Annotated in this window: 16 protein-coding genes; 10 read left to right on the top strand and 6 right to left on the bottom strand. The window is 33.3% G+C overall.

The features are described from left to right. Nucleotides 1–2 precede the first annotated feature (2 nt). The 5 genes from VOI54_RS10330 to ychF all read right to left on the bottom strand — a co-directional run bounded on the left by VOI54_RS10330 (nt 3) and on the right by ychF (nt 4243). Nucleotides 3–143: a hypothetical protein gene (locus VOI54_RS10330; protein ID WP_326282712.1), complete on the bottom strand. Its 141-nt coding sequence runs from the start codon at nt 141–143 to the stop codon at nt 3–5. Nucleotides 144–305: 162 nt separating this feature from the next. Continuing rightward, nucleotides 306–2156: a DNA topoisomerase IV subunit B gene (locus VOI54_RS10325; RefSeq protein WP_326282711.1), complete on the bottom strand. Its 1851-nt coding sequence runs from the start codon at nt 2154–2156 to the stop codon at nt 306–308. 117 nt (nt 2157–2273) lie between these two features. Beyond that, nucleotides 2274–2444 (bottom strand): EamA family transporter, encoded by a 171-nt coding sequence (locus VOI54_RS10320; RefSeq protein WP_326283153.1) that lies wholly within the window; start codon nt 2442–2444, stop codon nt 2274–2276. 93 nt (nt 2445–2537) lie between these two features. Further along, nucleotides 2538–3041 carry an SRPBCC family protein gene (locus VOI54_RS10315; protein ID WP_326282710.1) on the bottom strand — a complete coding sequence of 168 codons (504 nt, stop codon included), beginning with the start codon at nt 3039–3041 and terminating at the stop codon, nt 2538–2540. A 107-nt stretch (nt 3042–3148) separates the two neighbouring features. Next, nucleotides 3149–4243 carry a redox-regulated ATPase YchF gene (gene ychF, locus VOI54_RS10310; protein WP_326282709.1) on the bottom strand — a complete coding sequence of 365 codons (1095 nt, stop codon included), beginning with the start codon at nt 4241–4243 and terminating at the stop codon, nt 3149–3151. A 123-nt stretch (nt 4244–4366) separates the two neighbouring features. Between ychF and VOI54_RS10305 the strand changes: the two genes are divergently transcribed. After that, a complete protein-coding gene (locus VOI54_RS10305) occupies nt 4367–5842 on the top strand; it encodes a carboxypeptidase-like regulatory domain-containing protein (RefSeq protein WP_326282708.1) in 1476 nt (491 codons plus the stop codon). Between the two features lie 61 nt (nt 5843–5903). Here the strand turns inward: VOI54_RS10305 and VOI54_RS10300 are convergent, their stop codons facing one another. Next, nucleotides 5904–6257, bottom strand: a complete 354-nt coding sequence (locus VOI54_RS10300) for a 4Fe-4S dicluster domain-containing protein (protein WP_326282707.1) — start codon at nt 6255–6257, stop codon at nt 5904–5906. A gap of 68 nt (nt 6258–6325) precedes the next feature. On the opposite strand from VOI54_RS10300, the gene VOI54_RS10295 reads away from it, so the two are divergent. The 9 genes from VOI54_RS10295 (at nt 6326) to VOI54_RS10255 (ending at nt 15228) form a co-directional block, all read left to right on the top strand. Next, the gene (locus tag VOI54_RS10295; protein ID WP_326282706.1) at nt 6326–7387 is read left to right on the top strand and encodes an acyl-CoA reductase; all 1062 of its coding nucleotides are present in this window, start codon (nt 6326–6328) and stop codon (nt 7385–7387) included. Nucleotides 7388–7463: 76 nt separating this feature from the next. Then, the gene (serC, locus tag VOI54_RS10290; RefSeq protein ID WP_326282705.1) at nt 7464–8528 is read left to right on the top strand and encodes a 3-phosphoserine/phosphohydroxythreonine transaminase; all 1065 of its coding nucleotides are present in this window, start codon (nt 7464–7466) and stop codon (nt 8526–8528) included. Between the two features lie 45 nt (nt 8529–8573). Further along, on the top strand, nt 8574–9524 hold the full coding sequence (locus tag VOI54_RS10285; RefSeq protein WP_326282704.1) for a D-2-hydroxyacid dehydrogenase: 951 nt from the start codon (nt 8574–8576) through the stop codon (nt 9522–9524). A gap of 180 nt (nt 9525–9704) precedes the next feature. Next, nucleotides 9705–10343, top strand: coding sequence for a DUF937 domain-containing protein (locus VOI54_RS10280; RefSeq protein WP_326282703.1), 639 nt, complete (start codon nt 9705–9707; stop codon nt 10341–10343). Nucleotides 10344–10553: 210 nt separating this feature from the next. Beyond that, nucleotides 10554–10991, top strand: a complete 438-nt coding sequence (locus VOI54_RS10275) for a DUF6146 family protein (RefSeq protein ID WP_326282702.1) — start codon at nt 10554–10556, stop codon at nt 10989–10991. A gap of 36 nt (nt 10992–11027) precedes the next feature. Next, nucleotides 11028–11330: a DUF6787 family protein gene (locus VOI54_RS10270; RefSeq protein WP_326282701.1), complete on the top strand. Its 303-nt coding sequence runs from the start codon at nt 11028–11030 to the stop codon at nt 11328–11330. Beyond that, nucleotides 11330–11662, top strand: a complete 333-nt coding sequence (locus tag VOI54_RS10265) for a hypothetical protein (protein WP_326282700.1) — start codon at nt 11330–11332, stop codon at nt 11660–11662. The genes VOI54_RS10270 and VOI54_RS10265 overlap by 1 nt, the downstream gene beginning before the upstream one ends. Nucleotides 11663–11784: 122 nt before the next feature. Next, a complete protein-coding gene (locus VOI54_RS10260; protein ID WP_326282699.1) occupies nt 11785–14016 on the top strand; it encodes a TonB-dependent receptor in 2232 nt (743 codons plus the stop codon). Nucleotides 14017–14241: 225 nt separating this feature from the next. Beyond that, nucleotides 14242–15228, top strand: coding sequence for a DUF2961 domain-containing protein (locus VOI54_RS10255; RefSeq protein WP_326282698.1), 987 nt, complete (start codon nt 14242–14244; stop codon nt 15226–15228). The last annotated feature ends 95 nt before the right edge of the window (nt 15229–15323 follow it).

Genomic DNA, 15323 nt, shown 5'->3' with positions numbered 1-15323 from the left:
AACTACTTTGATTTTTTTGGTGTTCCATTAAGCGTTACTCTTCCGTTTCTATGTAATCTATGCACTTGTTCACTACTTGTGTGGACATGTAAATGCTTATAAGAGCGCTTTTTTGGAGCTTTTTTGGTTTTGTTATATAACATCTTTATTTCGTTTAGATTCCTATCAAGATAGGATGTTTTTTATTAAATTTACTAATCTCTTTTCTTACTTACAAATTTAATATCTAAGTTGTTTTTTGCTTAGTTCTTTTAGCTAAACCTTATAGCAAACTACAGTGATTTCAAACGTTTTTAAACCTTGTTTTACTCAACAATATCCATTTCAACTTTTAAGTTATCAATAATAAACTCTTGCCTGGACGGTGTGTTCTTCCCCATGTAAAAGGCCAACAGTTCTTCTATGGACATATTATCATCTAACATTATAGGATCTAAACGAATATCATCACCTATAAAGTGTTTAAATTCATCTGGCGAAATTTCACCAAGACCTTTAAATCGAGTTATCTCAGGCTTTGGTTTTAATTTTTCAATAGCATTAATACGTTCTTCTTCTGAGTAACAATAAATAGTTTCTTTTTTATTTCTTACCCTAAATAACGGGGTTTGTAAAATATACAGATGACCTTCCTTTATAACCTCAGGAAAAAACTGAAGAAAAAAGGTTATTAATAATAACCGGATATGCATGCCATCAACATCGGCATCTGTAGCAATTACTACATTATTATAGCGTAAATCTTCTAAAGATTCTTCAATATTTAAAGCGGCTTGCAGCAAATTAAATTCTTCATTTTCATAAACAATTTTCTTGCTTAACCCATAGCAATTCAACGGTTTTCCCTTTAAACTAAATACAGCCTGGGTATTTACATCCCGCGATTTTGTAATACTTCCTGATGCTGAATCCCCCTCGGTAATGAACAAAGTAGTTTCCAGATTTCTTTCATTCTTGGTATCTCCAAAATGGACACGACAATCACGCAACTTTTTATTATGAAGACTGGCCTTTTTTGCTCTGTCTTTTGCCAGTTTCCTAATACCTGATAATTCTTTACGTTCACGTTCAGCCTGAAGAATCTTTCGTTGAATCTTCTCTGCAGCTTCTGGGTTTTTATGCAGGTAATTATCTAAGTGTGTTTTAAGAAAATCGTTAATATACGTCCTAACGGTAGGCAAATCACCTCCCATATCTGTAGAACCTAATTTAGTCTTTGTCTGACTCTCAAAAACAGGTTCCATAACTTTTATGGCAATAGCACTTACAATGGATTTTCTAATATCTGATGCGTCGTAGTTTTTACCATAAAATTCCCTTAAGGTACGTACCAGAGCTTCTCTAAATGCGTTTAAATGTGTCCCTCCCTGAGTTGTATTTTGACCATTTACAAAACTATTGTACTCTTCGCTATATTGTGTTTTACTGTGTGTTAAAGCGACTTCTATATCATTCCCTCTTAAATGAATGATGGGATATAGCAAATCTGACTCATTAATTTTTTCTGATAATAAATCCTTTAAGCCGTGCTCGCTAAAGTATTTTTCACCATTATAAACCACCGTTAGTCCCGGATTTAAATACACGTAGTTCTTGAGCATTTTAACAACATACTCACTTCTAAACTTATAATGTTTAAAAATAGTGTCATCAGGAATAAAAGACACCTTAGTTCCTTTTCGTCTTGAAGTCTCTTCTAAAAACTCCTGATCGGTAAGATTACCTTGCTCAAATTCTGCGGAAGCACTTTTATTATCCCGAGTAGATTCTACCCTAAAATAAGATGATAATGCATTGACCGCCTTAGTACCAACACCGTTTAGTCCTACTGATTTTTTAAAAGCCTTAGAATCATACTTTCCTCCGGTATTCATTTTGGAAACTACATCTACAACTTTTCCTAACGGAATACCACGTCCATAATCGCGTACTGTTACTTTTGTACCCTGAATTGAAATCTCAATGGTTTTTCCAGCCCCCATGACATATTCATCAATAGAGTTATCTAAAACCTCTTTAAGAAGAATATAAATACCATCATCTGGAGACGATCCATCACCAAGCTTTCCTATATACATCCCCGGACGCATACGAATATGCTCTTTCCAGTCTAATGAACGTATATTATCTTCGGTATAATTAGATTGTACTGCCATTAATTTGAGGTGCTTTTTTAAGATAGAACGCTAATATAACATAACCAAATAAAAAATGAAATAGTAGCCGAACAAAGTAATTAACAATAAAACTTGATTATTGTTGAGAACGTTATACTAAGCTTTATTGCTTCTATTTAAAGATACCAACAATATACCAAATATAACAACCAAAGTACCAAATAGTTGTAACAAGGTCAATACTTCATTTAAAAATATTGCTGCTAATGTAATTGTTGAAATTGGTCCAATTCCTGCCACAATAGCAAAATTTGAAGAGCTGATCATTTTAATTGACACAGACACTAAAAAAGACGGAATTACGGTGTTCAACAAGTAACATTTTAGGGGATTAATTTGTCAAATGTTCAATTCAAAAGATTACAGTTTTGTAAATTCAGAAAGCCTAAGTTTAGAGCGCAGTTTTTTAACTTCAATGTCTTCAGCAGTAGATTTTAACATTTTATTTCTAATCTTCAGTAGCTTAGTCATATACTTTTTTAAAAACAACCAATTAACAAGTTTACCTATTATACCATAAGGGGACTCAAAATCAAACTTATTGATCATAATAGTTTTACCGTTTTCCTGCTTAAAAATATGTTCGTTACGATACGATTTGAACGCACCAAAAATCATTTCATCTACAAAATAGTTGGGTCGGTCAAATTCAGTGATTTTTGATGTTAAGTGCTGTACAATCCCAAAATGCAGTGCTTCCCAGCTCACCCATTCACCCAGTTTTATTAACCCGGATGTCCTTCCTGCAATAGGTATTTCGCCAGTATGTTTTAAAGATTCTTTATGGACATCAATATCTCTGGCTAAATCAAAACAAGTATGTATATCTGAATAGATCTCAGTTTCTACTTCAATTTGGGGCATTGTGTAATTATTATCCTTGTATTTAAGACAAATATAATTAAATTCTTACATCAATGTAGAATTTTACATTTTAAAAACTAAAAAATTCTTATTAAAAAGCTATTGAACTATACATTAAACAAAAAGTGCATAACATCACCATCCTTAACGATATAGTTTTTACCTTCAACACGCATTTTACCAGCTTCTTTCACTTTTGATTCACTACCAAATGCAATATAATCCTCATAAGCAATCACTTCTGCACGAATAAACCCTTTCTCAAAATCTGTATGAATAACACCCGCAGCTTGTGGCGCAGTAGCTCCTATATCAATGGTCCAGGCTCTAACTTCTTTAACTCCTGCCGTAAAATAGGTTTGTTGGTTTAGTAATTTATATGCACCTCTAATGAGTTTAGCCGAACCGGCTTCATCTAAACCAATGTCTTGTAGAAACATTTGACGTTCTTCATAATCATCCAGTTCATTTATATCAGCTTCAGTACCTACTGCCAATACCAACACCTCAGCCTTTTCATTTTTAACAGCATCCCTCACCTGCTCAACATAAGCATTTCCGGAAACCGCAGATCCTTCATCTACATTACAAACATACATGACCGGCTTATCAGTAATAAACTGAGATGGTTTAACAAAATCATTATAATCATCTTCGCTAAACTCTATAGCTCTAACGGATATCCCGGATTCAATAGCATCTTTTATCTTAAGCAAAATTGCTTCTTCCTTTTGAGCCTCTTTATTTCCTGTTTTAGCAGCACGCTTAACTTTATCCAGCTTTTTTTCAACAGTTTCCAAATCCTTTAACTGCAATTCAATGTCAATGGTCTCCTTATCTCTAATTGGATTTACACTGCCATCCACATGTACAATATTATCATTATCAAAACAACGTAACACATGCAAAATAGCATCTGTCTCTCTAATATTTGCCAGAAACTGATTTCCTAGACCTTCGCCTTTACTTGCTCCTTTTACCAATCCAGCAATATCAACAATTTCAACTGTTGCAGGCATTACGCGCTCCGGGTCCACTAAAGATTCTAATTTTTCTAAACGAGGATCCGGTACATTTACCACACCAATGTTAGGTTCAATAGTACAGAAAGGAAAGTTTGCACTTTGTGCTTTTGCATTTGACAAACAATTAAATAATGTTGATTTTCCAACGTTTGGTAATCCTACGATGCCTGCTTTCATTATTATTCAGATAATATAGATTTAAAATCTATGGTTTTTGCGAGTGCAAATGTAGTTAATTCTGTGCTTATTTTTTGTAACAATTAAAAGCTTTAATCGTTGGGTAGATATAAACCATCATGAATGAAAAATATATTCTTAATTATTGTTTTTGGCTGGACTTATTTCAGCGCCAATTCTCAAAGCATTACAGCACAACTTATTGATAAAACAAACAAAACTCCCGTTCAATATGCAACCATAAAAACTGGTATGAACAGTGGCGTAATTTCAAACGAAGAAGGTTTTTTCACAATTTACACTGATGAAAACAAACTAAATACTATAACTATTTCTTGTTTGGGTTACCAAAATAAAACACTCACAATTAGTGATATTAAAGCTCGAAATTTTGTTATCATGCTGGAAGAAGCCATTAATGAACTTGGAGAAGTATTTATAAGCAATAAAGCTCCAAATGCAGATTCCATTATAGCTAAAGTTAATAAGAAACTTCATGATAATTATGATTTTGATCTTACTAACTATAGTGTCTTTCGCAGAACAACCGATTATATAGATTTTAATAGTCTAGATTTTGAGATAGAAAAAGCCTCACATTTTAAAAAGAAAAACCTTGAAGCTGCAAACTCTAATTTAATGGCCCTATCGCGAAAAATCAGAGAAAGCGACATTAAAGAATTTGCTGATTTTAAAGGTGATCTTTACTTGTTTAATAAAGATAGCAGCAAACTGGTTGTTGATAAAGCCACTAAACTTTTAGACTACAAAAACGATTTTTCTATGGATGAAATCCAGGAAAAAGCACAACACATTGTCTTAAAGTATTTAGACACTACCAAAACTTACAAATTGAAAACCGGAATTTTTAAAATTGAAGATTCATTAGCCTTAAAGGACGAAGATTTTAAAGATGAAGAAAAAAAAGAATACCGGACCACCTCACTTAATAATCAAACAAGATCATTTTTACGCAGAGCCCAGTTTTATGACAATTCATTTTTAAACAAAATACTCAACAATAACCGGTATAACTACACCTTTGAAAAAATAACATATCATAATGATAACTTAACCTATATTGTAAACTTTACTCCCAGAAAGGGTAAATCAAAGTACTCAGGCAAAATTTTTGTTAATGACGATGATTATGCCATAACCAGACTTGACTATAATTATTATAAAAATAGACATGGCGACAAAATAAATCTAAAACTTATTTTAGGTGTCAAGTACATTGAAAATGTAAGTAGTGGTACCGTATTGTTTGAAAAAAGTAATGATACCAAATACCATCCCAAATATTTAAAGCGGACTAATGGGAGTTATTTTTACGTAAACAGAAACGTAAAGTTTATTGAAAACAGCAAAACTAAAAATAAAGTCAACTTTAGCTTTAAAATTGAAGGAGACAGTAGAAATAAAGAAGAATTACTTTTTACATCAAATAAAAAAATAACATTAAATGAGTTTAGATCTATTAAACAAGATTCAATTGTGCCTATTAAGCAACTGAGTAAGTTTGAAAAAACCATTTGGGAGAATGAAGATACTTTAGAACCCCTGCAGGAAATGAAAGAATTTAGTAGCGAGAATTAATTACAAAAAAATCCCAAGCCAAAGCTTGGGATTTTTTGAATCTATATAATAGTTTTATTAACTATCCATCCGGGTGCATAAAACGTTGTTTAGCCAAAAGTTCTTCTTCAGCCTCAACATGATCTTCATCAGGCACACAACAATCTACAGGGCATACTGCAGCACATTGTGGTTCATCATGAAAACCTTTACACTCAGTACACTTATCAGGTACTATATAATACAATTCATCACTTATTGGTTCTTGCGCCTCATCTGCATCAACTTCTGTCCCATTGGTAAGCACTACGGTTCCTTCTAAGCTGGTACCATCTTTATAGCGCCAATCATCTGCACCTTCATATATTGCAGTATTTGGGCACTCAGGTTCACAAGCCCCACAATTTATACATTCGTCTGTTATAATAATTGCCATAGCGTTTTTTTCTTTCTAAATTTGCAGATGCAAAAATAAAGCCAAAACCATTCATAACCAAATTCAGAATGCAAATACAAGAAAGAATTGACGCTTTTGTAATATTAGGAGATTTTTTAAGGCAATTTTCTAGTGAAGCTATTCAAAAATCTGATAATGTTAAACATAACGATTTATTCTTTGACGGCTTTAAGCACCAGCTTAAATTAGCCAAAGAAAACAATGGATGGTTTACTACAGAAAATATTTGTTTTGCTTTAAAGTCTTGGAGCAAAGCCCTAACTAATGAAAACCTAAATACCTGGTTAAAACCTTATAGCTTTGCTGATTTCACTACCCCTAAAAAGGTAGCTGTTATTATGGCTGGAAATATTCCTTTAGTGGGGTTTCATGATTTTTTATCTGTTCTAATCTCAGGCCATAATGTGCTTGTTAAACAATCTTCTAATGATAAACACCTATTGCCTTATTTGGCTAAATATTTAGAATATGTGGCTCCAGGATTTAAAGGAAGTATTCAATTTACTGAAGAAAAAGTTGAAAACTTTGATGCTGTTATTGCAACAGGAAGTAACAACACAGCACGTTATTTTGAATACTATTTTAAAGACAAACCGTCAATTATAAGAAACAACAGGAACTCCGTTGCGGTATTAACAGGGGAAGAATCTCATGAAGATCTAAAAAACCTGTCAGAAGATATTTTCAGATATTACGGCTTGGGTTGTAGAAATGTATCAAAACTCTTTGTTCCCAAAGGCTATAAATTTGATGCGTTTTTTGAAGCTATATACCATTGGCACCCCATTATAGAAAAGGCCAAATATGCCAATAATTATGACTATAATAAGGCCGTTTATTTAATGAGTGAGTTTAATATGTTAGAAAACGGTTTTTTTATGATTAAGGAAGATAAAAGTTTTGCTTCACCAATTGCTACTTTGTTTTATGAACACTATGATGATATTGAAAAGTTGAAAGAAAAAATGGACAATAAAAAAGATCAAATTCAGTGTACTGTTTCTTGTGGGTTTGTTGAAAATGAAATTGCATTTGGGGCTACTCAAAAACCTCAACTTTGGGATTATGCAGATGATATAGATTCTATTGAATTTTTGTTATCAATTTGACCAAAAAATTATCGAATTTTTAGTATAATTTCTCTAATTAATTAGCAACTTTGCAACTTAATTTTTACTTCAAAAAATGAAAAAACATAACTTTAGTGCAGGACCAAGTATTTTACCACAGGAAGTCTTATTAAAAGCTTCGGAGGCAATAGTTGATTACAATAATAGTGGTTTATCGGTAATTGAAATATCACACAGAAGCAAAGATTTTGTTGATATTATGGAAAATGCCAGATCATTAGCTTTGGAATTACTTGGTTTAGAAGGAAAAGGTTATAAAGCATTGTTCTTACAAGGTGGTGCAAGCACACAATTTTTAGCAGTTGCCCTTAACCTGTTAGAGAAAAGAGCAGGTTACTTAAATTCTGGTTCATGGGCAGCAAAATCCATAAAGGAAGCTAAAATTTATGATGACATTTATGAAGTAGCATCATCTAAAGATGCAAACTATAATTATATTCCAAAAGGGTTTGACATTCCTACGGATTATGATTATTTTCATTGTACATCAAACAACACCATTTTTGGAACACAAATGAAAGCGTTTCCTAACTCTCCTATTCCTATGGTTTGCGATATGAGTAGTGATATTTTTTCACGTACTTTAGATTATACACAATTTGATTTAATCTATGCCGGAGCTCAAAAAAATATGGGACCAGCAGGAACTACTTTAGTCGTTATTAAAGAAGATATTTTAGGAAAAGTATCCCGTAAAATCCCATCAATGATGGATTATAAAGTACACATTGATAAGGGAAGCATGTTTAATACACCTCCTGTATTTGCCGTTTATACCTCTATGCTAACATTACAATGGCTAAAAGATCTTGGAGGTATTTCAGCAATTGAAAAAGAAAATGAAAAGAAGGCCCGTTTAATGTATTCTGAAATTGATTTGAATCCTTTATTTAAAGGGTTTGCAGCTAAAGCGGATCGATCAATGATGAATGCTACTTTTACTTTAGAGAATGACAATCTGAAAGACACTTTTGAAACCATGCTTAAAGAAGCTGGAATAAGTGCTGTAAATGGTCATAGAAGTGTTGGCGGTTATAGAGCATCTATGTATAACGCTTTGCCTTTGGATAGTGTAAAGGCCTTAGTAGAAGTCATGAGTGAATTAGAAAGTAAAGCTTAAATTAATTAATCGTCATTCTTCTTTGCAATGACAAAACAAATAAAAATGAAAGTATTAGCAAACGACGGTATTTCACAAAGTGGTATTGATGCCTTAGAACAAGGCGGGTATGAAGTAATTACAACTACAGTAGCCCAAGAGCAATTAATAAATTATATCAACGAGAAAGATATTGCAGTTTTATTAGTACGAAGTGCAACCACGGTTCGTAAAGATTTAATTGATGCCTGCCCGGGTTTAAAGATTATTGGCCGTGGCGGTGTTGGTATGGATAATATTGATGTTGAATACGCTCGTGAAAAAGGACTAAGTGTTATTAATACACCTGCAGCATCTTCACACTCAGTAGCTGAATTGGTCTTTGGTCATTTATACGGTTTAGCACGTTTTTTACACAATGCTAATAGAGAAATGCCCCTTGAAGGAGACAGCAACTTTAAAGGCTTAAAAAAGGCTTATGCCAAGGGTACTGAACTTAAAGGAAAAACTTTAGGTGTTTTAGGTTTTGGCCGTATTGGTCAGGCAACAGCTAAAGTGGCACTTGGTGCTGGTATGAAAGTGGTAGCTTTTGATCCATTTATAGATAAAGCTAACTTGGAATTAGACTTTTTTGATGGTCAAACTGTAAACTTTGATATTGAAACCATCTCTAAAGAGGATCTTTTAAAACAAGCCGATTTTATTACACTTCATGTTCCTGCACAAAAAGACTATGTTATTGATGAAGCAGAATTCAATATGATGAAAGATGGTGTTATTTTGGCTAATGCAGCCCGCGGAGGTGTAGTTAATGAAGTTGCTCTTGTAAAAGCCATAGAAAGTGGCAAAGTAGCTAGAGCTGCTTTAGATGTATTTGAAAAAGAACCAAAACCGGAAATACAATTATTAATGAACCCTGCCCTATCTTTAACACCGCATACAGGTGCTGCTACTAATGAAGCTCAGGATAGAATTGGTGTCGAATTAGCTGATCAAATAATCAATATTCTGGGATAAAATTTCTATTTTAGAAAAGGTAGATAAAAGAAATAAAATCCTCAACACAATGTGTTGAGGATTTCTTTTTTTTAGCATATTGTGACCTTTTACATATAATGGAGTCTTAACATTAGATGTTAAGACTTTTTTGTACATTGAACATCCGAATTTTATATTTTTAATCAAAACATAATTATCATGTCTGGAATTTTAGATCTATTAAACAGTGACTTAGGAAAAACTATTATTGGTGGGGTTTCAAGTCAAACCAACCAACCTCAAAATAAAACACAGGATGTTTTAACCATGGCGCTGCCGGTATTAATGGCAGCTATGAAACGAAATGCAGCAACACCTCAAGGTGCTGAAGGGCTTATGGGAGCCTTAAACAACAAACACGACGGAAGTATTCTTGATGATCTAGGTGGATTGTTCAATGGCGGAGTAGATTCAAATGTATTAGCTGATGGAGGAAAGATTTTAGGGCATGTTTTAGGTAATAAACAACAAAATGTTGAAATGGCATTAAGTCAAAAGTCTGGTGTAGACGCTGGTTCTATTGCTCAAATATTAAAAGTAGCCGCTCCTATTTTAATGGGAGTATTAGGTAAACAAAGCAGGCAGGAAAATGTAAATAACTCCAGTGGTATTGAAGGTTTATTAGGAGGACTTCTTGGAGGATCTGCCCCACAGCAAGAACAAAGCTTTTTAGAATCTATTCTTGATGCCGATGGCGATGGCAGTGTTGTTGATGATGTTGCAGGCATGGTATTAGGTGGGAATAAGAAAAAAGGCGGCCTTGGCGGATTGCTTGGTGGGCTTTTTGGTGGAAAATAAAAGCAATCATTTTATAAAATTAAAAAGCGTTAAGTATATCATACTTAACGCTTTTTTGTTAAAAACATTAAAATGCAAAAAGTTAAGAGCTATTTTTTGTAAATTGATATAACTGTTTACTCATTGAAAATACTGACTGGCTCATTTTAGCTTTTAACCCATTGTCATGTAGAATATATTTGTAAAACATTTTAAAATATAATGATTATCATGAAAAATATTATTTACATAACACTGCTTGTCCTATTCATTTTTAATTGTAGTACCACAAAAAAAACGGTGACAAATAACAATGAACAACTAGAAGCTCTCAAAGAAAATGATACTGTGAAAATTGCTAATGATGATTTGGAATATGAAATCATTATTATAGAACCGGGGTTTAATTTCTGGGTAGCAGGCAGGGCCCGGCCTAAAGGCTATTATTCGCAGCAATTTCTAGAAAACAGAAATAACATCTATGTTAGAGAATGGAATCAACGTGTTTTACAACCACTACGTTTTAAACCTAACCTATACGAATTACAAATTAATTATGATCAAAATATTGATTATGGCTATGAGGTCAACTATTTACTTTACAACTACTTTGTTTATTTTCAATTAACCTATAATCAAAGATTAGGGCCTTTTGTTCCTAGGATTTAAATTTGATTTAGTTATTTTTGCAATCAAACTAAGATTGTGAAAAAATTAAAGGAACGCTGGGGAATAGAGCATAACTGGCAAATCATTATTATTATGATTGTGTTTGCTATTACCGGCTCTACAGCATCTTACATAGGAAAACCCATTTTAAACTACCTGGATATTACTACTGAAAACTTAGGTGGTTTTGGATACTGGTCCATTCGTATTCTTGTACTATTTGTGATGTATCAGATTATGTTGGTTTGTTTTGGCTGGCTATTTGGTCAGTATAAATTCTTCTGGAATTTTGAGAAGAAGATGCTCCGCAGAATTGGTTTAAAACGTTTTGTGGATTAATGAAGCACACCAAAAAACATATTGTTTTCAAATGCCTTGTGCTTAGCTTAATTGTTGTTCTGTTATTTCCTGTAGCATTCAAAACCCTACATATTTTTGCACATCATGAACATGAGGTTTGCTCGGGAGGTGATATTACTCATATTCATAAAATTGATCTGGATTGTGAATACAGTAAATTTCAACTCAACACATATTATACTTATTCACCTATATGTTTTGAGTTACCTCAATTAAAAACCTCAACTTTAAAAATAGGTTCCCAATACCATTTTTTAAGCAAGTACCAACGCTTGCATTTTTCACTTAGAGGACCTCCTTCATTAGCTTAATTTAAAATAAGTTGAAATAATTACTCAGCTAAATTTTCACGCTTCTGTGAGAATAACCATTTCAATAGCCCCCCTATTAAATATATTATAGAGGTGTTTTAAATTAACTTAAATAAAATTACATGAAATTATTTTTTAAAATATTGCTGGTACTGGCTTTGAGCATAACAGGCCTAAATGCTCAAAATACCATACAAGGTATTATTACTGATGCTGAAACCAACGAAAAATTATCCCTTGTCAACATATACCTCCCTGATCTTGAAAAAGGGACAACAACAGACGACTCCGGGCATTTTATTCTGGATAATTTACCTTCGGGTAACTACACCATACTTTTTTCTATGATTGGTTATGAAAATCAATCCATGAAAATAAACATTCCATTAGATGATATAATCAAAATTTCACTGGATCCAACGGCCATAGAAATGGAAAGTATCATTATTTCCACACCGTTCCATAAATTACAACGTGACAATGTGATGAAGGTGGAGCAAAAAACCATTACGGATTTAAAAACTAACGGTGCAGTAACACTTGCAGAAGGCATTACTAATATAGCGGGTGTAGAAAGCGTTACAACTGGGTTAGGCATTGGAAAACCAGTGATCAGAGGATTAAGTTCAAATAGAGTATTGGTTTATACGCAAGGGATTAGATTAGAAAATCAGCAATTTGGAGGTGAACATGGTTTAGGCGTCAATGATGCCGGAATTGAGAGCGTTGAAATCATTAAAGGTCCGGCTTCTCTGCTCTATGGTAGTGATGCCCTTGGAGGCGTTTTATATTTAAACCCGGAACGCTTTGCTGATAAAAACACTTCAAAAGGAGACCTTAGTGGCAACTACTTTAGCAACACCCAGGGTTTTAGCTCTAATGCCGGTTTTAAAAGCTCCAGTGACCATTTTAAGTTCCTTTTTAGAGGTAGCATTACTGAACATTCTGATTATAATACAAAGGCATATAGAGTTACTAATACCAGGTTTAAAGAAAAAGATTTCAAAGCCGGAATGGGATATCAGGAAAATGCTTTTAAGACAGAATTTCGATATAATGTCAATAATTCAAAATTAGGAATTCCGGAAACTATAGGTGAACAGTCAAAAAACAGAACACCTATGCTTCCCTTTCAGGATATTACCAACCATGTGTTTAGTTCAAAATCTACCTTGTTTTTTAATAATTCCAAATTAGATATCAATATGGGTTATATTTATAATGATAGAAAGGAATTTGAAGACCATCATGACCATGACGAGGACGAACATGAAGAAGAACATGAGGATGAAGACCATGATGAACATCTGGAAGCAGCGTTGCATATGAAGCTCAAAACAGCTAATTATGACATAAAATATAACTTACCGCAGTTAGGAAAATTTGAAACTATAGTTGGGGTTCAGGGTATGAATCAGGTGAACACTAATTATGGTGAAGAAGCGCTTATCCCGGATGCTACAACCAATGATTTTGGGGTGTTTGCCACCTCTCATATTCATTTTGAAAATATTGATATCCAATTAGGTGCCCGTTTTGACCATAGGAATATTGATGTTGACAATGGCCTGAATAGAAACTTTGACAACTTTAATGGCGCTTTAGGATTTAAGGTCAACATATCAGAGCACCTTACCGCACGGGTAAATCTGGCTTCAGGGTTTAGAGGCCCTAACCTGTCTGAATTAACATCTGACGGAACTCACAGCGGCGCAAACCGCTATGAAATTGGAAATCCTAATTTAACGAGCGAACAAAATTTTCAAACCGATGTTGCTTTAGAATTTAAAAATGACCATTTAGAATTGTTTGCTAACGGGTTTTACAACAGTATTAACAACTACATTTTTCTATCACCTACCGGAGATTTTATTGACAACAGGCCTGTTTATTTATACGCACAGGATGATGCTAATTTGTACGGAGGAGAATTTGGTATTCACTTACACCCCCACCCCTTAGATTGGTTACATATTGAAAGTAGCTTTGAAACGGTAACAGGAAAGCAAAATAATGAGGCTTATCTCCCATTGATCCCTGCCAATAGCTTAACCAATATGGTTCGTGTTGAATTTGAAAAACCCTGGATTGAAAAAGGCTATGCCTTTATTAAGTTACGCACTACATTTGACCAAAATAATATCAGTGATTTTGAAATTACCACCCCGGGATATAGCTTGTTAAGTGCCGGTTTTGGAGGTAGCTTTTCTGTGTTTAATAAAATCATGTCTGTTACAGTTTCTGGTAATAACCTGACAAACAAAACATACATTAATCATTTATCCCGTTTAAGGTCAGAAGGTATTTTTAATATGGGCAGAAACATTAATATAGGGTTTACCTATAATCTATAAAAAACCAATTAAAGGCAGAATAAAAAAATATTCTGCCTTTTTTATTTGAAATTACATGTTTGACTTTATCAGAAAAACAACCTAACTTCGTTTAGTTTGATTTATGTCATTAAAACGACTTCATATTCCTAAAGTTAGCATACATTGGGAAAACTCATCTCAAACAATACGTTTTAACAAACGGTTTAAAAAGGCCTAGATTGTTTTATCAATAAAAAGCAAATTATGAATAACAAAGCTTTAATGACATTAGTGATAACCATGCTAAGTATCATAGGTAGTTTTTCTCAAACAAACGCAACTGACTTAGAGTCTTTTAGTGCAATGGGAAAGCAAAGTGAAATCCTTAATTCCGGAAAAGAAGAAGTGCTTTTCGTAAAAAAAGGAAAAGGGTTGTTACACCATATGTGGTTTGGCGGTGGTTTTAAAGGAATAGAAAATACTATAATACGTATCTATATAGATGGTGAAAAAAAGCCATCTATAGAAATGAAAATGTCAGAAGGGTTTGCCAATGCCTATCATTCTGATAATAATTTTCAATCTTCATCTATCATCGGTAAAACAGGACGTAAAGGCGGTGTATACAACACCTTTAAAATCCCTTTTGGTGGAAGCATAAAAATTACTGCTCAGAATAACAATAACAGAGGACAATTTTGGTGGATTTTAAGAGGAACAACTAATATGCCATTAACCATAAATGGTGTGACTTTACCTGAAAATGCTAGAATGAAATTATACAAGGTTGAAGATAAATTAGTAAATGCTTATGATGAATTTAATTTATGCGATACAAAAAAAGACGGCTTATTATATATGGTGTATATGCAGGGAGAGGCAGCTGAATCTGATAAGGCTTATAAAGAAGATTGGCATAAATTAAGTTTTTTAGAAGCTTGTATGAGAGCTTATGTGGGAGGCGCTAAAGAGCCTGTATTTTTATCATCCGGACTGGAGGATTATTTCCTGGGAACTTTTTACTTTATTTCAGGTCGTTTTGCTAATGACCTGGCGGGTTTAACATATTTTGATAAAGAGAAAGCAAAATTTGCCGCATATAGAATTCATGACAGGGATCCTTATTATTTTAAAAACGGATTAAGATTAACATGCAGAGCGGGAGAAGTATGGTTTGAAAAAAATAATGAGAAACTGCATGATGCCCCTAACAGTAAATACACAACCTATACATGGGTTTATGAATGGTAAAATTAAAGAAAGAAAGAAAGAAAGAAAGAAAGATTGATGTAGAGTTTATGGTTTTCTTTATAAAACATTAAACCAATTCTTTAGCTTTGCAAAAT

The sequence above is a fragment of the Alterotamlana spongicola genome (assembly GCF_035818475.1).
In the GTDB taxonomy this organism is placed as follows: Bacteria; Bacteroidota; Bacteroidia; order Flavobacteriales; family Flavobacteriaceae; genus Cognatitamlana.
The sequence above is the reverse complement of the archived record's forward strand: the minus strand, read 5'-3'. Positions and strand labels throughout refer to the sequence as shown.

Excerpts from the sequence above, each read along its gene's own strand:
- VOI54_RS10330 (WP_326282712.1), bottom strand. The coding sequence starts at position 143 with ATGTTATATAACAAAACCAAAAAAGCTCCAAAAAAGCGCTCTTATAAG.
- VOI54_RS10325 (WP_326282711.1), bottom strand. The coding sequence starts at position 2,156 with ATGGCAGTACAATCTAATTATACCGAAGATAATATACGTTCATTAGAC.
- VOI54_RS10320 (WP_326283153.1), bottom strand. The coding sequence starts at position 2,444 with ATGATCAGCTCTTCAAATTTTGCTATTGTGGCAGGAATTGGACCAATT.
- VOI54_RS10315 (WP_326282710.1), bottom strand. The coding sequence starts at position 3,041 with ATGCCCCAAATTGAAGTAGAAACTGAGATCTATTCAGATATACATACT.
- ychF (WP_326282709.1), bottom strand. The coding sequence starts at position 4,243 with ATGAAAGCAGGCATCGTAGGATTACCAAACGTTGGAAAATCAACATTA.
- VOI54_RS10305 (WP_326282708.1), top strand. The coding sequence starts at position 4,367 with ATGAAAAATATATTCTTAATTATTGTTTTTGGCTGGACTTATTTCAGC.
- VOI54_RS10300 (WP_326282707.1), bottom strand. The coding sequence starts at position 6,257 with ATGGCAATTATTATAACAGACGAATGTATAAATTGTGGGGCTTGTGAA.
- VOI54_RS10295 (WP_326282706.1), top strand. The coding sequence starts at position 6,326 with ATGCAAATACAAGAAAGAATTGACGCTTTTGTAATATTAGGAGATTTT.
- serC (WP_326282705.1), top strand. The coding sequence starts at position 7,464 with ATGAAAAAACATAACTTTAGTGCAGGACCAAGTATTTTACCACAGGAA.
- VOI54_RS10285 (WP_326282704.1), top strand. The coding sequence starts at position 8,574 with ATGAAAGTATTAGCAAACGACGGTATTTCACAAAGTGGTATTGATGCC.
- VOI54_RS10280 (WP_326282703.1), top strand. The coding sequence starts at position 9,705 with ATGTCTGGAATTTTAGATCTATTAAACAGTGACTTAGGAAAAACTATT.
- VOI54_RS10275 (WP_326282702.1), top strand. The coding sequence starts at position 10,554 with ATGAAAAATATTATTTACATAACACTGCTTGTCCTATTCATTTTTAAT.
- VOI54_RS10265 (WP_326282700.1), top strand. The coding sequence starts at position 11,330 with ATGAAGCACACCAAAAAACATATTGTTTTCAAATGCCTTGTGCTTAGC.
- VOI54_RS10260 (WP_326282699.1), top strand. The coding sequence starts at position 11,785 with ATGAAATTATTTTTTAAAATATTGCTGGTACTGGCTTTGAGCATAACA.
- VOI54_RS10255 (WP_326282698.1), top strand. The coding sequence starts at position 14,242 with ATGAATAACAAAGCTTTAATGACATTAGTGATAACCATGCTAAGTATC.